This is a genomic window from Chloroflexota bacterium (assembly GCA_015478725.1).
In the GTDB taxonomy this organism is placed as follows: domain Bacteria; phylum Chloroflexota; class Limnocylindria; order Limnocylindrales; family CSP1-4; genus C-114.
Genome location: JADMIG010000033.1, coordinates 1 through 23,026, shown reverse-complemented (window position 1 = coordinate 23,026; position 23,026 = coordinate 1). Strand labels below are relative to the sequence as shown.

21 protein-coding genes are annotated in these 23,026 nt (G+C 71.7%); 7 read left to right on the top strand and 14 right to left on the bottom strand.

Going from position 1 to position 23,026, the window contains the following annotated elements:
* Positions 1 to 53 precede the first annotated feature (53 nt).
* From IVW53_13735 to IVW53_13720, 4 genes are all read left to right on the top strand, one after another.
* Positions 54 to 3,776, top strand: a complete 3,723-nt coding sequence (locus tag IVW53_13735) for an AAA family ATPase (protein ID MBF6606627.1) — start codon at positions 54 to 56, stop codon at positions 3,774 to 3,776.
* A 415-nt stretch (positions 3,777 to 4,191) separates the two neighbouring features.
* Positions 4,192 to 4,698: a DUF302 domain-containing protein gene (locus IVW53_13730; protein MBF6606626.1), complete on the top strand. Its 507-nt coding sequence runs from the start codon at positions 4,192 to 4,194 to the stop codon at positions 4,696 to 4,698.
* Positions 4,695 to 5,222: an OsmC family protein gene (locus IVW53_13725; protein MBF6606625.1), complete on the top strand. Its 528-nt coding sequence runs from the start codon at positions 4,695 to 4,697 to the stop codon at positions 5,220 to 5,222. Before IVW53_13730 ends, IVW53_13725 begins: the two co-directional genes overlap by 4 nt.
* A complete protein-coding gene (locus tag IVW53_13720; GenBank protein MBF6606624.1) occupies positions 5,219 to 5,716 on the top strand; it encodes an isoprenylcysteine carboxylmethyltransferase family protein in 498 nt (165 codons plus the stop codon). Before IVW53_13725 ends, IVW53_13720 begins: the two co-directional genes overlap by 4 nt.
* A 9-nt stretch (positions 5,717 to 5,725) precedes the next feature.
* Here IVW53_13720 and IVW53_13715 read toward each other — a convergent pair whose 3' ends face one another.
* Entirely contained in the window at positions 5,726 to 7,051 is a 1,326-nt protein-coding gene (locus tag IVW53_13715; protein ID MBF6606623.1) for a DUF4032 domain-containing protein, read from the bottom strand.
* A 130-nt stretch (positions 7,052 to 7,181) separates the two neighbouring features.
* On the opposite strand from IVW53_13715, the gene IVW53_13710 reads away from it, so the two are divergent.
* Positions 7,182 to 7,703, top strand: coding sequence for a hypothetical protein (locus tag IVW53_13710; protein MBF6606622.1), 522 nt, complete (start codon positions 7,182 to 7,184; stop codon positions 7,701 to 7,703).
* A 25-nt stretch (positions 7,704 to 7,728) separates the two neighbouring features.
* Here the strand turns inward: IVW53_13710 and IVW53_13705 are convergent, their stop codons facing one another.
* From IVW53_13705 to IVW53_13690, 4 genes are all read right to left on the bottom strand, one after another.
* Positions 7,729 to 9,312 carry a hypothetical protein gene (locus IVW53_13705; GenBank protein MBF6606621.1) on the bottom strand — a complete coding sequence of 528 codons (1,584 nt, stop codon included), beginning with the start codon at positions 9,310 to 9,312 and terminating at the stop codon, positions 7,729 to 7,731.
* Positions 9,313 to 9,322: 10 nt separating this feature from the next.
* Positions 9,323 to 10,210 carry a molybdenum cofactor biosynthesis protein MoaE gene (locus IVW53_13700; protein ID MBF6606620.1) on the bottom strand — a complete coding sequence of 296 codons (888 nt, stop codon included), beginning with the start codon at positions 10,208 to 10,210 and terminating at the stop codon, positions 9,323 to 9,325.
* Positions 10,092 to 10,757 (bottom strand): O-methyltransferase, encoded by a 666-nt coding sequence (locus IVW53_13695; protein ID MBF6606619.1) that lies wholly within the window; start codon positions 10,755 to 10,757, stop codon positions 10,092 to 10,094. Before IVW53_13695 ends, IVW53_13700 begins: the two co-directional genes overlap by 119 nt.
* 63 nt (positions 10,758 to 10,820) lie before the next feature.
* Entirely contained in the window at positions 10,821 to 11,687 is an 867-nt protein-coding gene (locus tag IVW53_13690) for a hypothetical protein (protein MBF6606618.1), read from the bottom strand.
* A gap of 98 nt (positions 11,688 to 11,785) precedes the next feature.
* Between IVW53_13690 and IVW53_13685 the strand changes: the two genes are divergently transcribed.
* A complete protein-coding gene (locus IVW53_13685; protein ID MBF6606617.1) occupies positions 11,786 to 12,517 on the top strand; it encodes a metal-dependent hydrolase in 732 nt (243 codons plus the stop codon).
* Positions 12,518 to 12,540: 23 nt separating this feature from the next.
* Here the strand turns inward: IVW53_13685 and IVW53_13680 are convergent, their stop codons facing one another.
* Positions 12,541 to 12,711, bottom strand: coding sequence for a hypothetical protein (locus IVW53_13680; protein ID MBF6606616.1), 171 nt, complete (start codon positions 12,709 to 12,711; stop codon positions 12,541 to 12,543).
* A gap of 37 nt (positions 12,712 to 12,748) precedes the next feature.
* Between IVW53_13680 and IVW53_13675 the strand changes: the two genes are divergently transcribed.
* Positions 12,749 to 13,213, top strand: a complete 465-nt coding sequence (locus IVW53_13675) for an acyl-CoA thioesterase (protein ID MBF6606615.1) — start codon at positions 12,749 to 12,751, stop codon at positions 13,211 to 13,213.
* A 323-nt stretch (positions 13,214 to 13,536) separates the two neighbouring features.
* Here IVW53_13675 and IVW53_13670 read toward each other — a convergent pair whose 3' ends face one another.
* The 8 genes from IVW53_13670 to ilvN all read right to left on the bottom strand — a co-directional run bounded on the left by IVW53_13670 (position 13,537) and on the right by ilvN (position 22,911).
* A complete protein-coding gene (locus tag IVW53_13670; GenBank protein MBF6606614.1) occupies positions 13,537 to 14,982 on the bottom strand; it encodes an aldehyde dehydrogenase family protein in 1,446 nt (481 codons plus the stop codon).
* Between the two features lie 407 nt (positions 14,983 to 15,389).
* Positions 15,390 to 16,223, bottom strand: a complete 834-nt coding sequence (locus IVW53_13665; protein ID MBF6606613.1) for an ACT domain-containing protein — start codon at positions 16,221 to 16,223, stop codon at positions 15,390 to 15,392.
* Positions 16,224 to 16,318: 95 nt separating this feature from the next.
* Entirely contained in the window at positions 16,319 to 16,888 is a 570-nt protein-coding gene (locus tag IVW53_13660; GenBank protein MBF6606612.1) for a hypothetical protein, read from the bottom strand.
* Positions 16,889 to 16,891: 3 nt separating this feature from the next.
* The gene (locus tag IVW53_13655; protein MBF6606611.1) at positions 16,892 to 18,589 is read right to left on the bottom strand and encodes a citramalate synthase; all 1,698 of its coding nucleotides are present in this window, start codon (positions 18,587 to 18,589) and stop codon (positions 16,892 to 16,894) included.
* Positions 18,590 to 18,642: 53 nt separating this feature from the next.
* On the bottom strand, positions 18,643 to 19,767 hold the full coding sequence (leuB, locus tag IVW53_13650; protein MBF6606610.1) for a 3-isopropylmalate dehydrogenase: 1,125 nt from the start codon (positions 19,765 to 19,767) through the stop codon (positions 18,643 to 18,645).
* The gene (locus tag IVW53_13645) at positions 19,764 to 21,377 is read right to left on the bottom strand and encodes a 2-isopropylmalate synthase (protein ID MBF6606609.1); all 1,614 of its coding nucleotides are present in this window, start codon (positions 21,375 to 21,377) and stop codon (positions 19,764 to 19,766) included. Before IVW53_13645 ends, leuB begins: the two co-directional genes overlap by 4 nt.
* A complete protein-coding gene (gene ilvC, locus IVW53_13640; GenBank protein MBF6606608.1) occupies positions 21,374 to 22,423 on the bottom strand; it encodes a ketol-acid reductoisomerase in 1,050 nt (349 codons plus the stop codon). Before ilvC ends, IVW53_13645 begins: the two co-directional genes overlap by 4 nt.
* On the bottom strand, positions 22,420 to 22,911 hold the full coding sequence (ilvN, locus tag IVW53_13635) for an acetolactate synthase small subunit (protein MBF6606607.1): 492 nt from the start codon (positions 22,909 to 22,911) through the stop codon (positions 22,420 to 22,422). Before ilvN ends, ilvC begins: the two co-directional genes overlap by 4 nt.
* Between the last annotated feature and the right edge of the window lie 115 nt (positions 22,912 to 23,026).

The window sequence follows — 23,026 nt, the reverse complement described above, 5'->3', positions numbered from 1 at the left end:
ACCCCGCTTCCGATACGCTCTCGGCCACAGCCCGTTCGATCGGAGTCGGCGACGTGATCTGCTCGTCCTGCGGCACGGAGAACAAGCCTGGTCGGCGCTTCTGCGTCGAGTGTGGCTCCGCCCTCGCGGTGGCGTGCCCGTCCTGCGGCGCGGCGATCGAGCCGGGCGAGAAGTTCTGCGGCTCGTGCGGGACGCCGCTCGGCGCGACGCCGCTCGGCGCGACGACGACCGCGGGCACGACGACCCCGGGCACGACCACCCTGGCCACGGCCAGGGGCGCCGCACTCACCGAACCGATCCACACTCCCGACCGGCCACGGGCTCCCGGCGGCCCGGCGCCGACCACCGGCCTGCCGAGCACCGCGCCCGAGCCGGTCGCCGAACGCCGCCTCGTCTCGGTCCTGTTCGCCGATCTGGTCGGCTTCACGACGCTCGCCGAGGGCCGCGATGCGGAGGAGACGCGTGAGCTCCTGTCCCGCTATTTCGACCTCGCCCGGGACGTCATCGGCCGGTATGGCGGGACGGTCGAGAAGTTCATCGGCGACGCGGTCATGGCAGTCTGGGGCGCGCCGGTCGCCCACGAGGACGATGCCGAGCGGGCCGTCCGGGCAGGGCTCGAGCTCGTCGATGCGGTTCGCGTCCTGGACCCGGGGATCGCCGCCCGAGCCGGCGTCCTCACCGGCGAGGCGGCGGTGACCCTGGGCGCGACGAACCAGGGGATGGTCGCGGGCGACCTCGTCAACACGGCCTCCCGCCTCCAGTCCGTCGCCCCGTCGGGGACCGTCCTCGTCGGCGAGGCGACCCAGCGGGCCGCGGCGGCGGCGATCTCCTTCGAGCCCGCCGGCGACCAGCTCCTCAAGGGCAAGGCCGCGCCGGTCCCTGCCTGGCGTGCCCTCCGGGTCGTCGCCGAGCGCGGCGGCCGGAACCGCTCGGACACCCTCGAGGCACCGTTCGTGGGCCGCGACGAGGAGCTCCGCCTCCTCAAGGATCTCTTCCACGCCACGATCCGCGAGCATCGGGCGCGGCTCGTCTCCGTCATCGGTCCCGCCGGCATCGGCAAGAGTCGGCTCGCCTGGGAGTTCCTCAAGTACGTCGATGGCCTGTCCGATCCCATCTGGTGGCATGACGGCCGCTCCCCGGCGTACGGCGACGGGATCAGCTTCTGGGCCCTCGGCGAGATGGTTCGGGCCCGCTGCGGCCTGCTCGAGACGGACGACGAGCGGACCACCCGATCGAAGGTGGCGGCGACGCTCGCGGAACACATCCCTGACGAGGACGAGCGTCGCTGGATCGAGCCGGCTCTCCTCGCCCTCCTCGGGATCGGCTCCGGCGCTGCGACGGAGCAGCTGTTCGGGGCATGGCGGACGTTCTTCGAGCGGCTCGCGATCAAGGCGCCGGTGGTGCTCGTGTTCGAGGACTTCCACTACGCGGACGTGGGGCTCATCGACTTCGTCGATCACGTCCTCGAATGGAGCAAGAACGTCCCGCTCTATGTCCTCACCCTGTCACGTCCGCAGCTCCTCGAGCGACGGGCGGATTGGGGGGCGGGCAAGCGGAATTTCGTCTCGCTCTACCTGGAGCCGCTGCCGGAACCGGCGATGCGCGAACTCCTCGTCGGGCTCGTCCCCGGGCTGCCGCCGCGTGCCGCGACAGCGATCGTGGCCCGAGCGGACGGCATCCCCCTCTACGCGGTCGAGACCGTTCGGATGCTCGTCGCCGAGGGCCGTCTCGTGCTCGAAGGCGGCGCGTACCGTCCGGTCGGCGACCTTTCGACGCTCGCCGTCCCGGAGACGCTCACCGCGCTCATCGCGTCGCGGCTCGACGCGCTCGAGCGGGCGGATCGGGCGCTCATCTCGGACGCGGCGGTCCTCGGCCAGAGCTTCACGCCGGCCGGGCTCGCCGCGATCTCGTCCGTCCCGGAGGCCGAGCTCGAACAGCGACTTCGGGCGCTCGTGAAGCGCGAGCTGCTCGTCCTCGATGTCGATCCCCGGAGCCCCGAACGCGGCCAGTACGGGTTCGTCCAGGCGCTCATCCGCGAGGTCGCCTACGGGACGCTGGCCAGGCGGGAACGGAAGAGCCGGCACCTCGCTGCCGCACGCTTCTTCGAGGCCCTCGGATCGGAGGAGCTCGCCGGTGCCCTCGCCGGTCACTATCTTGCGGCGCACGCGAGCTCGCCGGACGGGCCGGAGGCGGATGCGCTCGCCGGGCAGGCGCGGATCGCGCTCCGGGCCGCTGCCGGCCGGGCGGCCGCTCTCGGCAGCCACGAGCAGGCGGTGACCTTCCTCGAGCAGGCACTGACCGTCGCGGTGGACCCGGTCGAGCGGGCGGACCTCCTCGAACTCGCCGGGGTCTCGGCGACGTCGGCCGGGCACCATGCGGCAGCGGAGTCGTTCCTCGACCGGGCTCTGGTCCATCGGAAGGAGGCAGGAGATCGGGTAGCGACGGCCCGGACGACGACAGAACTCGCCCGCTCGCTCCTGTCCGGCCGCCAGTCCGAACGGGCGCTCCGGATCCTCGAGTCGGCGGTCCCGGAGTTCGCCGACCTGGCGCCGGATCCTGCCTTCGTCGGCCTCGAGGCGCAGTTCGCCCGCGCCTGCTTCCTCCGGGATGACCACCGCCGCGCGCTCGAGATCGTTGAACGGGTCCTCAGCGCCGCCGAGCGGGGAGATCTGACGGCCATCCTCGCCGACGCGCTCGTGACGAAGGGGTCGGCCCTGTCGTCGGTCGGCCGGGTCCGGGAGGGGATGGGCGTCGTCGAGGTCGGCGAGCGGCTGGCCCGGGCGTACGGCCTGACCGGGACCGTCCTCCGCGCGCTGAACAACCGGCTGGTCGAACTGTCCGACTTCGACCCGAAGGTGAATCGAGACGTCTCCCGCGAGGCCCTCGCCCTCGCCCGCCGGGTCGGCGATCGGCAGTGGATGTTCCAGTTCCTCGCCCTGTCCGGATTCGCCGAGCTTCTCATCGGCGAGTGGGACGAGGCGGTGGCTCTGTGGCAGACCGCCCTCGCCGAGGATCCCGAACCAGCCGACCGCCTCCTGCCGTACTCCAGCCTGGCGATGGTCGCCGCGGCACGCGGCGAACCGATCCCCGGAGCGGCCGACGAGATCAGACAGATCGCGCTGCAGGTTACGGACCCGCAGGTCCTCTGGGCGACCGTCGACGGTCCTGCAACGATCGCCTTGGCCGAAGGGCGCCTCGCCGATGCCGCAGCCCTGTGGCGATCCGGCCTGCCGGACTTTCCCTCGTTGGCGCCGGCCTGGCTGCCGAGCGCCGCGCGGCGTGCGATCCGCGTCGGCGACGCCGTCGGGGCACGAGCGGATCTCGCCGCCGTCAACGAACTCGGACTCCACACACCCACGCTGGAGGCGCAGGGGCTCACGATCCGGGCCGGCCTCGCCGCCCTGGATGGACGCTCGGCCGAGGCCATCCGCCTGTACGCCGAAGCGCTCCGGGCGTTCAACGCGCTTGGCATCCCCTACGAGGAGGCGCAGGTCGCGATCGAGATGGCCACGGTCCTTGACCCGTCGATCCCGGAGGTCGCGGCTGCGGTGGAGGCCGCTCGTGAGACCCTGTCTCGACTGCGGGCACGCGCCCACCTCGACCAGCTCGAGGCGGTGGTCACGGCCTGGCGCGAGGGCGGGTCGTCGGTGCGCGAGGGCGATTCGTCGGCAGCGCGGGCCGGGACGGCAGAACGCGGGGCCGGGACGGCGCCAACCCCTGAGCCATCTCTGACCGGTGATCCGACGACCCCGAAGTCGGTGCCGCTCCGCTCCTGACGCGGCGTAGCGGCCGGACAGTCGTCCGCGACGGGGTCCGGAGTCAGCTTCCTGCCGGCCGTTCCTGTCGGCCGTCGCCATTCCTGCCAAGCGTCGCCATTCCTGCCAGATGGTCCTCACGTGGGCGCTGGTCAGCTGGATCGTGACACGTGCCCATCTGATGACCCGATGTCACGAGTTGACCACCTTCGCCGAGATATCTCACGCTCAGGGGCCCGCGCCGACCTCCCGCGGCCTCGACCGTGCGGCGACCAGTGCCCGCCTGAGGACCGTTTGACAGAAATCCGGGGATCCTCGAACCGCAATCTGCGTATTTGCGCATGAACGCAAACGATGCGCTACGATGCCGCTGAGCCGACCTGGCTCGCCCCCGACCCACCACGACCAACCCCCTGCCACGCACGAGGAGACACGCATGACCAGCACCGCGCCGTACACCATCGCGATCCGCGTCCCGGGATCGGTCGCCGAGGTCCGGCCCCTCGTGGAGTCGGCGCTCAAGGCTGAGGGTTTCGGCATCCTCACGGAGATCGATGTCGCCGCGACGATGCAGTCGAAACTCGGGATCGCGTGGGCGCCGCACGTCATCCTCGGTGCGTGCAACCCGACCCTCGCCCACCGCGCGCTCATGGCAGATGCGTCGATCGGGGCGCTCCTGCCGTGCAATGTGGTCCTTCGCACGGAAGAGGCGCGTGGCACGTCGCCGGCCGACTCGACGACCGGGCCGACGACCGACTCGACGACCGCGACCGCGACCGCGACCGCGACCGCGACCGCGACCGCGACCGCCGTGACGATCGTCGAGGCGATGGACCCGCAGGCCGCGCTCGGGATCGTCGAGGCTCCCGCGGTCCGTGAGATCGCCGCGGAGGCGCGCGAACGCCTCGCCCGCGCGATCGACGCTGTGGCAGCCGGGCGATGACCGTCAGGACCGCGACGCTCCACCTCGACGGTGACGGCGTCCGGTTTCGGGCGCTCGCCGGCAGCGGTCACACGATCGTCCTCGACGACGCCACCGAGGATGCCGGCCTCCGACCAGCCGAGCTCATCCCGCTCGCCCTCGCCGGCTGCACGGCGATGGACGTCATCTCCATCCTTCGCAAGAAGCGGCAGCCAGTCACGGCGTACGAGGTTCGCGCGGAGGGTACGCAGCGCGACGGACCCCAGCCGGCGATCTTCACCCGAATCGACATCCTCCACGTCGTCGACGGGCCGACCGAGCTCGAGACGGCGGCGGTCCGTCGTGCGATCGAGCTCTCGGCGACGAAGTACTGTGCGGTCGGCGCGACGCTCGCGACCGGGATCACGGAGATCCACCACGGCTACCTTGTCCGGCGGCCCGGCCGACCCGACGAGCGCGACGAGGTCCTCGTCGAAGGACCGCTCGCGACCACCCACACCTCGACCGCCGCCGCCCGCACGTCGATCGCGATCGCCCGCACGTGAGTGACGCCGACTCCCGCCTGCCGACACTCGGCCCGCGCGGTGAAGGCTGGCTCGCCGCGCAGATCCTGCTCATGGCCGCGATCGGCCTGGCGGGGATCGGCGGCCTCGCCAGCGCAGGGTCGTGGACGCCGTGGGGCGTCGCGGTCTCGGCGAGTGGCGGTCTCCTCATCGTGGCCGGCCTCGTCATCGATGGGGTCGCGTACACGGGGCTCCGCTCGAGCTTCAGCCCGCTCCCTCGGCCGGTCGCCCACAGCGAACTCGTCGAGTCCGGGATCTACGGCCGGATCCGCCACCCGATGTATGTCGGGGTCGTCGCCGGCGGCATCGGCTGGGGCCTCCTGACCGGCTCGTTCCTCGCCCTCATCCTCACGGCGGTGCTCGTCGTGCTCTTCGACGCCAAGGCCCGCCGCGAGGAGGCCTGGCTCGTCGCCCGCCATCCCGCGTATCGCGACTACCGGACCCGGACGCGGCGGTTCATCCCCGGCATCTACTGACGACCGACGTCAGGCCCGAACCTCCGGTGCACGAACCTCGGCTGCCGAGACCTCCGCCGCCGAGACCTGCGCGGCAAGAGCCTCCGCCGCCGGGACCTCCGGTGCCGGCGCCCCCGCCGCGAGGTACGACTCGAGGGCCGCCTGCATCCCCACGTCGCCTCCGGCACGCTCGGACAGCAGCCACTTGTGCTCGAGGAGGTCGCAGTAGGCCTGGATGAGGTCGCGATCCGGCTCGGCGACGGCCCGCACCCGTTCCATCGTGGGCTCGAAGACCTCCGCGCGCCAGCGGGCCGCCACATCGTCCGGTGCGATCGGTCGGTGCTCGTACCAGGCGAGCCAGGCGCCGTACTCGCGCAGGTCGTTGAGGAGCAGTCGGGCCTGGTTCTCGAGGGCGACGAGGCCGGTTGTCCGGCGCAGGACGCGGGCGTGGAACCCGCGACCGGCCACGGTGAGCCTCACCCGGACCCGACCCGTCTCCGACGGCACCACCTCGAGCTCGTCGACGGAGAACCCGAGGTCGTTGAGCCGGCGGATCCGCTTGCGGACCGCCTGACGATCACCGGGCTGGAGTTCGGGCGCCTCCGTGAGCTCCGCCCACAGGGCGCGATAGCGCTCCACCACCGAGGCCGCCGCGGCGATCGCGTCATCCGCGCCATCCTCGCGACCCTGGAGGATCGCAAGATCGGCCAGTCCGAAGGCCACGTTCTCACCGAGGATCTCGAGATCGTATTCGCGCTGTCCGTCGGAGAGCGTCCCGTGGACCTCGCTCGTCTCGGCGTCCACGAGATACGCCTGGATCCGGTCGCCGTCGCGGCGGAAGAGGGTGTTCGCGAGCGAGCAGTCGCCCCAGTAGACGCCGCCGCGATGGAGATCGACGAGGAGCCAGGCCATCGCGTCGAGGAGTCGATGGCGGTAGCCGCCCGGGCCGAGCGGGAAGCGCATGAGGAGCCGCCGGTACTGGAGCGAGTGGGCGAGGAACTCGGTCACGAGGATGCCCGTCTCGCGATCCGGCGACTCCGCGAGCCCCGTGGCCGACACTGCCGGAAGGCCCGCCTCCTCGAGGTGGCGAAGCACTTCGAACTCGCGGCGGGCGATCTCGAGGGGCTCCTCCTTGAGCGCGAAGAGGCGGTCATCCGCCTCGACGAACCGGACGAGGTGGCGAGACGGGCCCACCCGGAGCTCGCGAAAGCGCCCCTCGTCCGTCCGCCACGTCTCGAGCGGTCGATCCCACGGCAGGTCGAAGAGCTCGGCGGCCCTGGTGCGCAGACGGAGGTGCGGGAACGGCTCGGGGTCACGGAGGGGTCGGGCGGCGCCGGGATGCTTGGGAGTGTTCATCGCGGCGAAGTGTATCGGGCGGGCTGCGAGCCGAAGGTACCTTGGTCATTTGTTGACATTACATGGTAACGATGTAATTATCTGGACCAGCGACCACCACTGACACACAAACAAGGAGCAGCAGACGACAATGCCTGACGATCACATCGACGAGATCCGCGGCTGGTTCACGGGCCGCCTCCCGACCGACTGGTTCAACGGCCCGGTGACCATCACCTCCGACCGCGAGGAGCTCCTCGTCGTGGGGGAGCTTGCGGACGTCGCCGTCGGCGCGGAGGCGTCGGATGCCGAGCGCGCGGCGGCTCGTTCGTCGCGCGTGGACGGGTTCCGTGAAGAGTCGCGCGCGCCTCGGATGCGGATCGCGGACGATGCCGAGCATCGATTCCAGCGCAAGGTCGCCTGGGGCGTGACGATCGGCGGCGAGCCTCACGTGTTCACGACGCTGAGCATTCCGGTCATGACCCGCCTCCGGATGCGCGAACGGGCGGTCCTCGACACGCTCGTCGAAGCCGGCGTCGCCCGAAGCCGGAGCGAGGCGCTCGCCTGGTGTGTCCGCCTCGTGGCCGACCATCAGGGCGACTGGATCGAGGCGCTCCGCACCGCCCTCATGAGCGTCGAGAGCGTCCGCGCGGACGGGCCGAAGCCGAGCTGAGGGGCGAAGCGGAGCCGAGGGCCGCTCAGGCGATCGGGTCGAACGCTCCGCTCCGCTCCACGACCGCACCCGCACCAAGCCGCTCCCGCGACGACCCATCGAGCGGCTCACCGAGGACCGCTCGCCAGCCACGATCGACAAGCTCGTCGATCGTCCTGAGCGCCGCCACGACGGTATCGCGCGCCTGATCGAGCGCCGGACCGCGGATCGCGCCCGGATCGATCGCCGTGGCGACCTCCGCCGCCACATCCATGGCCGTCCGCATCGAGATCGCGTCGTCCGGCGGGTCGCCGGCCAGTGCGACGAAAGCGGTCCGCCCGGCGAAGGGCACCGTCGCCGCCGCGACGTTCCCCCATCGGCCTGCAGCCCGGCCGGACCGATCCGTCGCTCGGGTGGCCGATTCGGTGAAGCAGAGCGCGAGGTCCCGGAACGCGGCCCGGCGCACGGCGGCCTGGGCGATGGCGAGCGTCGTCGCATCCGGCTCCTCGATGAGCCAGCCGGGGAGCGCACCGGCGAGGATCTGCTCGGCCGGCAGCCCCGCGTCGCGGGCGAGTGCCACGCCGAGGACCTGCAGGGCCAGCGCCCGTCCGGCACGGACCACCGCGGACGACGGGATGCCGCTCGCGAGATCCGGCCCCACGACGAGGGGTCCGGCACCCACGACGACGAGTGATCCGGCGCGTCGGTGAAGGCGCAGCGCGAACGCGTGATCGGCGAGGGCGCGATCCGGATCCACCCGGCCATCCACGATCTCGGCGACCACATCGGCGACCGCCACGTCGATCCGCTCGAACGCGGCGACGACGGCCTGCTCGGGCGCGGCAAGCCCCGGCGCGACGGTCGCCAGCCGGACGTACCGTCGTCGCTCGGCAGCGGCCTCGTCGGCAGCTCGCCGCAGGACGGTGAGACCGCGCTGACTGCCCGCCGGGGCGACATCGCCGGGATCCAGGACGCCGTCCTCACGGCGAGAGGACCGGATCGTGTCGAGGTCGTGGCCGGGAACGTCCAGTCCCGCGTCCGAGAGCCTCATCGCGAGCTCGCGCCCCACCGGGATCTCCACGTGGAGGAGGTCGGCCCCTCGCCGGACAAGGCCCCCGACCGTCCGGCGGGCGTCCTCCGCCGTCGGATCCGGTACGACCATCCCGAGCCACGGCATCGGCGCGTCGCCGAGGAGGTCGAGGAGCTCCCGGCGCGCTGTCCGGTTCGCGTCGATCCGCGCACTCGCGAGGGCGCCGAGCCGTGATGCCTCCGTCTCGGCCGCCGCCCGTCGCCCGCCATCCTCGAGGCTCTCGGCCTCGAGCCCGAGATCGATCGTCCCGGCGGCCACCTCGAGGGCGATCTCCTGGGGTCCGAGCTCATACTCGAGGAGGGCGACGCAGAACGGGAGGACGACGCCGCCGGCGAGCCGGCTCGGGCCGCCCGACACATACCGGTCGACGACCTCCCCGGCGAGTGGTCGGCCTGCCCGATCGAGGCCGTGAACACCGAAGAGCCGGAGCAGCGCTCGCTCCTGGCCCGGAGTGGTCGAGCGCCTGGCGCGAGCTCCCCAGGCGCCGGCGAGCGTCGAGGCCCGCTCGACGAGCCGATCGATCGGTCCGAGGTCGGTCACCCGGACAGTATCAGGGCTCCGCGTCGGCGGGAGGTGACGTGCGCGCGGGCGCGCCCACCCAGACGTGACCGTCCCTGAAGCGCTCCGCCTTCCAGATGGGGGCCCGCGCCTTGGTCTCGTCGATCGCGTAGCGGGCCGCGCGGAACGCCGCGTCACGATGCGGCGCGACCGCCACGACCGCGACGCTCACATCGCCGAGCGGGACGGCGCCGGTCCGATGGACGATCGCGAGCCGCCGGACGCCGAAGCGCTCGGCCGCCTCGTCGGCGATCGCGCCGAGGATCGTGAGTGCCATCGACTCGTGAGCCTCGTACTCGAGGCCCTCCACCGCGCGACCCGCGTGGCGTGCCGCCTCGGCCTCCTGCCCGGGCGCCGGCGTGCCGGCCGTCAGCCGCGTCCGGCCGAGGAACCCTACGACACCGCCGTCCCCTGGCGTGGCGAGACGGTCCGCCAGCTCACCGAGGATTCGCGCGTCGAATGGTGCCGCACGGAGCTCGACGATCCGGGTCGCCGGATCGTCCTCGCCGCCGCTCACCGGCGGGATGCAGGCGAGCTCGTCGCCGTCGGCGAGACGGTCCGTGGGATCCGCGTAGGTCCCGTTGCGGGCGAACCGCACGGCGGCGCGGCCCGGCCCGAGCAGCGGGAACCGGCCGACGAGAGCCTCCCAGGCGAGTTCGATCGTCGCGTCGTCGGCGAGCTCGAGCGCCACCTCGCGCGTGCCGGCGAGCTCACGCTGGACGGCGAACAGCCGGACCCGGACCCGCATCGCCGGTCGTGCCTCAACCGCGGTAGGCCGCGACGAGCAGCCCGTCGCCGACGGGCAGGATCGTCGCGTCGAAGCGCCGGTCGCGAAGCATCGCCCGGTCGAACGCCTGGAGCGCGGCGGTGCTCTCGTCATCGGGGTCCGACGGTCGCGCGCCGGAGACACGGCCGGTCCACAGGACGTTGTCGGCGACGACGAGAGCGCCATGGACGAGGCGCGGGACGAGCGCCTCGAGATACGCCTGGTACTCGCCCTTGATCGCGTCGATGAAGGCGAGGTCGAATGGTCCGGCGAGGGCGGGATCGGTCGCCGCGAACGCCTCGAGCGCCGGGGCGTTGACGACGGTGATCCGCCCGATGGCCACGCCAGCCTGGCGCCAGAAGCCGCGGGCAAGGTCCGTCCGCCCGCGATCCGGATCGATCGTCACGATGGACCCGCCCGCGTCCTGGGCGAGCGCCATCCAGAGGGTCGAGTAGCCGTACGCGGTGCCCACCTCGCAGATCCGTCGCCGTCCGGCGGCGAGGACGGCGAGGACGCGGCCGCTCTCGCGATCGAGGATCGGGATGCGCGCGGGTTCGGCCGCCGCCTCGATCGCGGCGAGGGCCGGGTGGACCGCTGCGGCGGTCGCCTCGATCCACTCGCGATCCTGCGGTCCGATCTCGTAGCTGCGGTCGTCCTTCATCGGTCGTTTCGCCTCCTCAGCCGGGCATGTCGATCCATCTGGTTGGTCATGCGAGCCGGCGTGTCATACGAGCAGGCCGGCGCCGAAGTACAGGCCCGCGGCGAGGATGGTCCCGGCCGCGATCGCTCCGACATCGATATACAGGAGGCCGGTCGCCGACTCCATCGAGCGGGTACGCGCCGTCTGGATCGCGGCCCACGAGACGATGAGCGGGAAGCCGAGCCCGACGAGGAGCCGGAGCCAGACGAACAGCGCCCACGGGCCGGTCAGCGCGGAGAATGGACCCCCGCCGCCCGTGCCGCTGGCGACCCACACGACGAACAGGATCACCTGGCAGGCCACGACCCAGAAGAGCAGCCGGCTCACGAGGACGAGCGGGCCCTCCGGCAGCTTCGGGGTCACGAGGTACCAGTGGCCGAGGATCATCGCGGCGAACACGCCGCCGGTCGCCGCCGAGAGGATGGCGAGCTGGACGACGAGCGGGACCGCCGCGGCCGGATCGGCGCTCCAGCCGAGCGACGCGGCGCCGATCGCGACGAGGCCTGCGGCGAGACCGGCAGCGGCAAGGATCGGGGCGCGACGGCGGCGGGCGAGGGCGACGGTGTAGGCGGCGGCGATGACGGTGAATGCGACGAGCGCGAGACGCCGCGGGGTCTCCCAGGCCGGATCGATCGGGACGGCCGAGCCACTCGAGAGCGCAGTCCATGCGATGGCCGCTGGCCCGCTCCCGGTGGTCGGGAGCCCCGAGTCCGAGAGCCAGGCGAGGAGGCCGAAGCCCGCCGCACATGCGGCCGTGAACACAAGGTAGCCGCGGGTCGCCGGCGTGCGGAGACGGGCGAGGACCACCACCCCGTACGCGCCGAGGGCGACGGCCACGAGCACCGTCCAGTTGATGTACGCGAGGTTTTCCGCGATGCGCTGGGCTGCCACACGGGCGAGTGTAGTCGGGTCGCCCCGGAGGCAGCCCCCGACCAGGGCGGACCCGAACACGGGAGGTTCGGACTACGATGCGGGCGGAGGTGTGCCACATGGGGCTCGATCGCGATACCACGTTCACCTGGTACGGCCACGCGTGCGTCGAGGTGACGACGCCGGGCGGGCGCACGATCCTCATCGACCCATGGTTCGGGAACCCGCTGAGCACGAAGTCGGCGGACGCGGTCGATCGATGCGACCTCCTCCTCGTGACGCACGGCCACAGTGACCACATGGGCGAAGCCGTCGCGATCGCCTCGCGCCTCCGGCCCGCCTGGCCGTGCATCCACGAGTTGAGCCTCTGGCTCGCTCGCCAGCTGCCCGGTGGCGCGGACCAGGTCACCGGCATGAACAAGGGCGGCACGGTCGAGGCGGCCGGGTTGCGGGTGACGATGACCGGCGCGGATCATTCGGCCGGCGACTGGAACGCGGACGGCGGCGTGCCGCTCTACCTCGGTGAGCCGGCAGGCTTCGTCGTGGAGCTCGAGAACGGGTTCCGCTTCTATCACGCCGGCGACACGGCGGTCACCTCCGACATGCGCCTCATCGGCGAGCTGTACCGTCCGGACCTCGCGATCCTCCCGATCGGCGGCCACTACACGATGGGGCCTCGTGAGGCCGCGCTGGCCGTCGAGCTGCTCGGCGTGAAGGACGTCATGCCGATCCACTACGGAACCTTCCCGGTCTTCACCGGCCGACCGGATCAGCTCCGGACGGAGCTCGCGGCGCGGGGGCTCGGCGCCGTCACGGTGCACGATCCCGCGCCGGGGGGCACGGTGCGGTAGCGGGACGAGGGCGGCACGGTGCGTCAGCTCGGCGTGGGCGCGACGCGCACCGCGACGAGTGCCGGCCCGGCGAGGGCGAAGACGGCGAGAGCGACGGCGGCGATGAGGACGAGGAGCCGGATGCCGCTCCGCCGGCGACGCGGTTCGACTGGTGGCCGGGATCGTGCGGCCCGTCGAGTCTGTCGGCTCGCCATGCGCGAATGGTAGCCACCTCCGCTACGATCGGCGGCGATGGACCTCGAGACCGGCCGCCTGACGGATCGCCGCCCGCCGTTCCGCTACTCGGCGCTCGCCCGTGTCTGGTTCAGTGATACGGACGCCCAGGGCATCGTCTACTACGGTCGCTACCTGCCGTATTTCGACCATGCGCGGCTCGAGTACCACCGCCACCTCGGGCTTCACCTCATCCGCCAGGGGGACGCCGAGTTCGTCATGAAGGCGCTCACGGTCGAGTACGAGGCACCCGCCCGCTTCGACGATCTCCTCGAGGTCTTCGTCCGGACGAGCCGGATCGGGCAGACGAGCGTCACCTCCGAATGTGCGGCCTACCGGGTCGTCGACGACGCCCTCATGTGCACGGCCAGCCAGACACTCGTCCTCGTCGACGCGAGCGGCCGGCGTCCGGCACGCGTCCCGGACGCCTATCGCGCGGCGATCGCCACCTTCGAGGGACCCCTGGTCGAAGGCGCGGGTTGACTCCTGCGCCCCAGCCGGTCGCCGGGCGCGGCTGCGGCTTGGGCTCCGGGTTGCGACCTCAGGCGCTCCCGGCGCGGAACGCTGGGCGTTCCACCTGACGCGCGACGGTCCGCGTCCGCCGTCTCGTCACCCGGTTTGAGGTCGGTTTGAACGCCGGGCGTTCCTGACGGACGCCGAGGGCCAGCGCGAGTCGCGATCCTGCGGCGGCTGGAACGCCGGGCGATCCGGCGGCAACCGCGTCGTGTCGGCTGGAACGCCGGGCGTTCCGATGGTCGACCGGGGAGCGCCTCAGCGTGACCCCGAACGTGGGCCGGGAGGATCGGCTACTGCGGCTGTGCGAGCACCATGATCCGCAGTTCGGTCATGTCCTCGATCGACCAGCGGAGCCCCTCGCGGCCGAGCCCCGAGTCCTTGACCCCGCCGTAGGGCATGTGGTCGATCCGGTAGGTCGGGATGTCGTTGACGATGACGCCGCCGACCTCGAGCTCGGAGAAGGCCCGCCAGGCGTGGCCGAGATCGTTCGTGAAGACGCCCGTCTGGAGGCCGAAGAACGAGTCGTTGACCGCCCGGATCGCGTCGTCGAACTCGCGGAACGGGAAGGCGACCACGAGCGGCGCGAACGCCTCGTTGCTGCAGACCTGGGCGCTGAGCGGTGTGTCGGTGAGGATCGTCGGCGCGAAGAACGTCCCCTCCGCCCGGCCGCCGAGGAGGAGCTTCCCGCCGAGCGCGACCGCCTCGTCCACCCAGCGCTGGGTCCGCGACGCGGCCGCCTCGTCGACCATCGGCCCGAGGTCCGTCGAGGCGTCGAGCGGGTCGCCGAGCCTGAGTGCCCGGGCACCGTCGACGAACTTCGCCATGAACGGCTCCCAGACGTCCTCGTGGACGAACATCCGCTGGACGCTGATGCAGACCTGGCCGGCGTACGTGAACGCACCCACGAGGCAGCGGCGGACGGCCCAGTCGAGGTCGGCGGTTCGATCGACGATCACCCCGGCATTGCCGCCGAGCTCGAGGACGACCTTCTTCTTGCCCGCCCGGGCCTTCATCCGCCAGCCGACGGACGGGCTCCCGGTGAACGTGAGGAGCTTGAACCGCTCGTCGCTGACCATCCGGTCGCCGAGCTCGCGGCTCATCGGCAGGACGCTCACCGAGCCGACCGGCGCGCCCGACTCCTCGACGATCTCGGCCACCGTGAGCATCGTGAGGGGGTCCTTGGACGGCGGCTTGAGGACGATGCTGCAGCCGGCGGCGATCGCCGGGGCGACCTTGTGGGCGGCGAGGTTGAGCGGGAAGTTGAACGGGCTGATGCCGGCCACCGGGCCGATCGGAAAGCGGCGGGTGATGCCGACCCGGTCGCGGCTGCTCGCCATGAGATCGAGCGGGATGACCTCGCCGACCATCCGCTCCGCCTCCTCCGCCCCGAGACGGAACGTGAGGACCGCACGGTCCACTTCGTTGAGGGCGTCGCGGATCGGCTTGCCCGCCTCGAGCGCGATGAGCCGGCCAAGCTCCTCGCGACGGGCCTTGATCCCGGCGCTGATGTTCCGCAGGATCGCGCCGCGCTCGTAGGCGGGGAGATGGCGGGTCACCTCGAAGGCGGCGACCGCTGCGCTGACCGCCTCCTCGTACTGCGCCTCGGTCGCGTGATACGTCGCGCCGGCAGGGTTCGCGGGGTCGGCCGGGTTCGCGACCACGAGCGGATCGGGCGAGTCCACCCAGCGACCGGCGAGGAAGATCGGATGCGGCCTGGCGCCGGTGACGGTGGTCATCGAGGGACTCCTGGAGCGGGGCGCGATCGGGTGCGACCATTCTACCGGGCGCGGGTGCTCGTGCCCGCTTCCGCCCGTTTCTGCCATCTGCTCTCCAGGCGGTCAGGGAGCCGAGCAGCTCCGTCCGTTCCTGTCATGTGCGCTCCAGGCGGTCGCTCGTCCGGGCTGACGGGGTGACGTCCCGTTTCTTCTGGTGCTCGCGAGCGTGGATTCGAGGGCCGGCCGGCTCCCTCCATCACGATCATGCCCGCCGGGGCATGGACCGGCAGACCAATGCCCGGGTGAAGACCATCCGCCAATTTCTGACCCACCCTGGGCAAGGCGCGAGGATGCGGCGGATCCGCGAGCGGCACCGGGCCGGCAGTCGGTGCGCACCGTCAGCCCGGAAGGGCTCGCCGGTGGGCCCGTCAGTCCTCGGCTGCTCGCGGATACGTCCCGAGGATCCGGACCATGGCTGCCTCCGCCCGGAGTGCCTCGAGCGCGGCGGCGCACGCAGGCGTGGCCGGATCGGCGTCGAGGTCGACCCAGAAGACGTATTCCCAGCGGGCGGCCCGCGTCGGGCGCGACTCGAGGCGGGACAGGTTGATGCCCGCCTCGGCGAACGCACCAAGGCATCGATGGAGCGACCCTGGCACGTTCCGGACGGCGAACACGAGGGTCGTCTTGAGGTCGGGCACGGTCGGCACGGTCGGCACGGCCCCCGGCACGGCCCCGATCGCCATGGACTCCGGCTCGGTCGGCATGGACCGTGACGCGGCCCCGGCCGCGCGCCAGCCGTCCGGCACGGCAGGTCCACGTGCCAGCACCGCAAACCGGGTGCGGTTCTCCGCACCGCTCTGGATCCCGTCGGCAAGGATCTCGAGGCCGTAGATCGCCGCGACCCGGGGCGATGCGACGGCCGCGGCACCCGTCTCGCGTCGCTCGGCGATCTGCCGCGCTGCACCCGCCGTGTTGTACGTCGTGAGGACCTGCCACGGTCGGGAGCGGAGGTACTCGTCCGCCTGGGCGAGCGCCTCCGCCTTGGAGTAGACCCGTTCGATCGACTCGATGGCCTGGCCGGGCAGGGCAAGCAGGGCAAGGCGGACCGGGACGCTCACCTCGCCGACGATCGAGAGGTCGAACTGCGCGAGGAGGTCGTACGTCTCGCGGATGGAGCCGGCAAGGGAGTTCTCGATCGCGCAGACACCAGCGTCCACGGTCCCGTCGCGGACGGCGTCGAAGATGGCACGCCAGGTCGGCACGGCGACCGGGTCGACGGCACTGAAGAAGGCGAGGACCGCCTCCTCGCTGAAGGCTCCGGGCTCGCCCTGGAAGGCGACCCGGGGCAGCGAGCCGCTCAGCGTTCGAACCAGGCGGTCGTATCGTGATGGGCCTCGTCCTCGTCAAACTCGGCCCGCCGGCTGCTCTTCGCCGCTGCGGCAGCCTTGGCTCGGCGGCGGTTGCCGGCGGCCTCCGTCGCGCCCGCCCAGTGAGCCTCGGCGAGCAACCCGTTGAGCGCCTCGAGATACGCCTCGATGGACGCGGCGATGATGTTCGTGCTCGTCGCCCGGCCACGATAGCGGCCTGTCGCCCGTGCGCCCGTCCCCTCGGCCGGCGGCGCGATCTCGACCGTCACGACGCCCTCGGAATCCGGCCCCTCGGCCACGGCGTGGATGTCGTAGGCGAGCAGTCGCGGGTGGCCGGCGAGGACGCCGGCGAGCGCCGCGTCCACGGCCCGGTAGATGGCGTCGACGGCGCCGTTCCCCTCTGCGCTCGCGTCCCACTGGTGATCGCCTGAGGCGATGACGACGGCCCCCCGGCTCTGCACGTTGCTGCCGGACGTGACGGTCCAGCGGCTGAGATGGAGCGCCGGCGCGGGGGTGTCCGCGCTGGGCGAACCGGCCGGGCCGGCAGTCGCAGGAGCCATGGTCTACCTCCCGGGCGTGTGGGTCGAGGTCGGGACGGATGGAGTCGGGACGGATGGCGATGGGGTGCTCGGCACGGCGAACTGGCGCTCGTCGCGGCGGCGAAGCTCCGCGGCGGATTTCCAGATCGCGTACTCGAGCGAGTCGACGAGCGCGACGCAGCTCGCGGTGATGATGTTCGTGTCGCTGCCCATCGTGGACCACGAGCGTTCGCCGTCCCGCGAGTCGATGACGACACGGGTCTTCGCCCCGGTGGCGGCCCCACCGTCGAGGATGCGGACCTTGTAATCGACGAGATGGACGGAATCGACCTGCGGATAGAACGCGAGGAGGGCCTTGCGGAGCGCCGCGTCGAGGGCGTTCACCGGGCCGTTGCCGTCCGCCGCCGTGTGGAGCGTCTCTCCGTCCACGGCGAGCTTGACGGTCGCCTCGGCCCGCAGCTCGCGCCCGTCCCGCTGCTCCGTGAGGACGGTGAAATCGACGATCCGGAACGGCGCGACGTAGTTCGGCTGATGGCGCCGGATGAGGAGCTCGAAGGACGCCTCCGCGCCCTCGAAGGCGAGCCCGTCCGCCTCCAGCCGCTTGATGAGCCGCGACAGCTCCCGTGGATCCACGACCCCCTCGAGCGTATGGCCGAGCTGCCGGGCCCGGATGGCCGTATTGGCCCGACCGCCGAGCTCCGAGACGACGAGCCGGCCCTCGTTGCCCACGGCGGACGGGTCGACGTGCTGATAGCTCCGCTCGACCTTCGCCACCGCGGCGCCGTGGACACCGCCCTTGTGGGCGAACGCCGATCGGCCGACATACGGCTGGAAGTCGTTCGGGGCGATGTTCGCGATCTCGGCCACGCTCCGCGACAGGATCGTGAGGTCGGCGAGATCGCCGCCGCCGGCCGGAATCAATGGGTGCGCCGTCTTGAGGGCGAGGTTGGCGAGCACGCTCACCATGTTCGCGTTGCCGCAGCGCTCGCCGTAGCCGTTGATCGTCGCCTGGACATGCCTGACGCCGGCGGCCACCGCGGCGATCGAGTTCGCGACCGCGAGCTCGGCGTCGTTATGAGTGTGGATCCCCCAGGCGACCGGGGGCGCGCCGGGATCGGCGTCGAGGCTTGCCATCGTGTCGCGGACGATCTCGACGAGCCGGCCGGTGAGCGTTCCGCCGTTCGTGTCGCACAGGACGATCGATCGAGCGCCAGCGTCACGCGCCGCCCGGAGCGTCGCGAGGGCGTAGTCGCGGTCCGCACCATAACCGTCGAAATAGTGCTCGGCGTCGTAGATGGCCTCGCGACCGCGCTCGGCGACGAAGCGGATCGAGTCCGCGATCATGTCGAGGTTCTCGGCCGCGGTGGCACCGAGGACCTCCGTCACGTGGAGGAGCCAGCTCTTCCCGAAGATCGTCACGACCGGCGTCTCCGCGGCGACGAGCTCGCGGAGGTTCGGGTCCGCCTCGGGTCGATTCGAACGGTGCCGGGTGGATCCGAATGCGGCAAGCTTCGCCGTCTGCCAGGTCATCGTCCTGGCGGTCGCGAAGAAGTCGATGTCCTTGGGGTTTGAGCCGGGCCAGCCGCCCTCGATGTAGGGCATGCCGTACTCGTCGAGCATCCGGGCGATCCGGAGCTTGTCGGCGAGAGAGAGGATGACGTTCTCGCCCTGCGTCCCATCGCGAAGCGTCGTGTCGTAGAGGACGACCGGGCGATCCGTCATCGCGCTCCCCGAGGCGTCCGCACCGGCCGCATCGGTCGCGCCGGCCGCGTCCGTCATGCCGGCACCCCTGCCCCGAGCCGATCGAGGATCGCCCGCGTCATCGCCGTCCCGCCGACCACGGTCTGCCCGTCCCCGGTGGCGACACCCGGCGGGACGAGATCCGCCGTCCGCTGACCGTCGTCGAGAGCACCGCTCACCGCGGCCTCGATGGCCGTCGCCGCCTCGACCTCGCCGAGTGACCAGCGGAGGAGCATCGCGGCCGAGAGGATCGTCCCGATCGGATTCGCCGCGTCCCGTCCGGCGATGTCCGGGGCAGTGCCGTGGATCGGCTCGTACAGGCCGAACGTGCCGCTCGCGGTGCGGCGCTCGCCGAGCGAGGCCGACGGCAGCATGCCCAGCGATCCCGCGAGGACCGCCGCCTCGTCGGACAGGATGTCGCCGAAGAGATTCTCGGTCACGACCACGTCGAACGCGCTCGGCCGGGTGACGAGGAGCATCGCCGTGGAGTCGACGAGCCGATGCTCGAGGGTCACGTCCGGGAAGTCCGCATGGACCTCCTCGGCCACCTTCCGCCACAGGCGACTCGTGGCCAGGACGTTCGCCTTGTCCACCTGGGTGAGTCGCGACCGGCGCGTCCGGGCGAGCTCGAAGGCGAGGCGCACGATCCGCCGGATCTCCGCCTCCGTGTACCACAGCGTGTCGACCGCGACCCGACCGTCCGCCGTCGCCCGTTCCTCCGACGGCTTCCCGAAGTAGAGGCCACCGGTGAGCTCGCGGACGATGAGGAGGTCGACGCCGGCGAGGAGCTCCGGGCGGAGCGGTGACGACGGCACGAGCGCCGGATGGACGGTCACCGGGCGGAGGTTCGCATAGAGGCCGAGACCGCCACGAAGGGCGAAGAGTGCCTGCTCCGGCCGGACGGTCGAGCTCGGATCGTCCCAGCGGGGACCACCGACGGCACCGAGCAGGACGGCATCCGCCGCCGCGCAGCGGTCGACGTCCTGCGGACGGATCGCGACGCCGTAGGTGTCGATGGCCGCCCCACCGGCGACGATCTCGTCCCACTCGATCGCGAAGCCGAACCGATCGCCCGCCGCGTCGAGGGCGGAGCGCGCATGTCCGACGACTTCCGGTCCCACGCCGTCGCCGGGGATCGCGACGACCCGATACGTCCTCATGGGAGTTCCTCCGCCGTGGCCGGCGCGACGAACGCCGAGCTCACGCTCGGGATCTCCGCCCCGTGGAGCTTGTTGATCGCGACGAGGTACGCATCGAGCGACGCCTCGATGATGTTCGTCGAGAGGCCGTGGCCGGTGACGACGAGCGCCCCGGGGCCGTCGTCGATGGACCGCCGACAGCGAACGAGGACCTGGCCCTGGGCGTCCTCGCCGGCCGAGACCGCCTTGATCTCGTACTCGGTGAGGACCGGGGTCCAGCCGAGGACCGGCTCGATCGCCCGATCGACCGCGCCGTACAGAGCGTTGACCGGACCGTTGCCGGTCGCCTCCGCGCCGCGGTCCGCGCCGCCGACGAGGACCGAGACCGTGCCGGTCGCATTCCCGCCGTGGGACGACGTGACGCTCCAGCCCACGAGCGCGACGGAAACCGGGACCTCGGCCGCATTCTGCTCGACGATGGCGAGGAGATCCGCGTCCGTGACCTCCTTCTTCGCGTCGGCCAGGGCGATGGCGGACCGGTAGATGGCCTCGAGCCGCTCGCCCTCGACCTCGTGGCCGAGCTCGCGGAGCTTGCCCTGGAGGCCGCGCCGGCCGGACAGCTTGCCGATCGTCAGCTGGCTGCCGGCGAGCCCGATGGACTGGGGGGTCATGATCTCGTACGTGAGGGGGTTCTTGATGACGCCGTCCTGGTGGATCCCACTCTCGTGGGCGAAGGCGTTGCCGCCGACGATCGCCTTGTTCGGCTGGACGGCGAAGCCGGTCAGGTAGCTCACGAGCCGACTCGCGGCCGTGATCTGCTCGGTCTGGACACGACTCGCCAGATCGGGGAACTGGGTCGGTCGCGTCCGGAGGGCCATCACGACCTCCTCGAGCGAGGCGTTGCCGGCCCGCTCGCCGAGACCGTTGATCGTCACCTCCACCTGGCGCGCCCCGGCCTGGACGGCGGCGAGCGTGTTCGCCGTGGCGAGCCCCAGGTCGTTGTGGCAGTGGACACTCACCGTCGCGTCGCGGCCGACGAGGTCCACGACCCGCCGGACGAGCACGCCGAACTCGGCGGGGATCGCGTAGCCGACGGTGTCGGGGATGTTGACCGTCGTCGCCCCGGCCTCCACGACCGCCTCGTACATCGTCATGAGGTAGTCGGGATCCGTCCGGCTCGCATCCTCCGCGGAGAACTCGATCTCGGCGTCCGCGCCGAGTGCCTCGCGGCCGTAGCGCACCCACCGCCGTGCCTCGGCGAGCGCCTGGTCGCGATCCATCCGGAGCTTGTGCTTGAGGTGGATGTCCGAGGTGGCGATGAAGACGTGGAGATGCGGCCGCTCGGCCACCCGGATCGCCTCCACCGCCCGTTGCGGGTCGCCGTCGCGGCAGCGGGCGAGAGCCGCGACCGCGACGCCCTTCGTCTCCCGGGCGATCCGGTTGACCGCCTCGAAGTCGCCGGGTGAGGCGGCCGGGAAGCCGGCTTCGATGACATCCACCCGGAGGCGCACGAGCTGACGGGCGACGTCGAGCTTTTCGGCCGCGGTGAGCCCCGCGCCGGGTGCCTGCTCGCCGTCGCGGAGCGTGGTGTCGAAGATGCGGACTGTGCCGCTCGGTACGCCGGCGGTCATGAGCGGGCCGCTCCGCTCGCGGTGGCCTGGGCCTGGCCGGCGACCACGGTCACCGGGTCGAGGAACGCCATCTGGCTGCGGAGCGCCGCGCCGACCTGCTCGATGCGATGGTCGCGGTCCGCCGCCCGCATCCGCTCGAACTCATGTCGGCCGGAGTCGTTCTCGGCGATCCAGCGCGAGGCGAAGGTCCCGTCCTGGATCTCGTGGAGGACCTGGCGCATCGTCGTCCGGACGTGCTCGTCGACGATCCGGGGCCCGGACACGTAGTCGCCGTACTCGGCGGTGTCGGAAACGCTGAAGCGCATGAAGTTGAGGCCGCCGCGGTACATGAGATCGACGATGAGCTTGAGCTCGTGCATCGTCTCGAAGTACGCGAGCTCCGGCTGATAGCCTGCCTCGACGAGGGTCTCGAACGCCATCTTCACCAGCGCCGCCGTACCGCCGCACAGGACGGACTGCTCGCCGAAGAGGTCCGTCTCCGTTTCCTCGGCGAAGGTCGTCTCGAGGACGCCGGCGCGGGTGCAGCCGAGGGCGCGCGCGTAGGCGAGGGTTCGGGCGCGGGCTGTCCCGGTCGCATCGCGATGGACCGCGAAGAGGGCCGGCACACCGCCGCCCGCCTGGTAGACGCTGCGAAGCAGGTGACCGGGGCCCTTGGGGGCGACCATCGAGACGTCGACGTCGCCGGGTGGATCGATCCGTTCGAAGTGGATGTTGAAGCCGTGGGCGAACATGAGCAGCTGCCCCGCTCGAAGGTTCGGCTCGATCTCCGCGTCGTAGACGGCCTTCTGGCCGGTGTCCGGGACGAGGATCATGACGACGTCCGCCGCGCGGACCGCGGATGCGACGTCGGCGACGCGCAGGCCCGCCTCCTCGGCGAGCGGCCGGCTCTTGCTGCCCGGCTGGAGACCGACGATGACATCGACACCCGACTCGTGGAGATTGAGGGCGTGGGCGTGGCCCTGGCTGCCGTAGCCCACGATCGCGACGGTCTGGCCGGCGAGCGCCGACGGATCCGCATCGTTGTCGTAGTACATCTTCGCCGTCATCGCTTCGTCGCCTCCTCGATGGATTGGGCACCGCGGGTCATGACGACCGTGCCGGTGCGGACGAGTTCCTTGATGCCGAAGCCGCGGAGGAGCGCGATGAGCGCGTCCACCTCGGGCTCCGTGCCGGTCGCCTCGACGATCACCGACCCGTCCGCGATGTCCACCACGCGGCCGCGGTACAGCTCGACGACCTTGAGGATCTCCGCCCGGGTCGAGTCGGACGCTCGCACCTTGACGAGGGCGAGCTCGTGCTCGACCGTCGGCTCGGTCGTCAGCTCCTGGACCTTGAGGACGTCGATGAGTCGATAGAGCTGCTTCGTCACCTGCTCCACGAGGACGTCATCGCCGCGAACCGTGACGGTCATCCGGCTGATGTCGGGTGCGTCGGTATGGCTGACGGCGAGCGAATCGATGTTGAAGTTCCGGGCCCGCATGAGGCTCGCGACCCGATTGAGGACGCCGGGCCGGTTGTTGACGATGGCGACGATGACGTGGCGGCGCTGCGGCCCGGAGGCGGGGAGGTCGCGGGACGGCGGGACGGCGTGGGCCGGCGGGACGGCGTGGGCCGGCGGGACGGCGTGGGCCGGCGGGACGGCGTGGGCC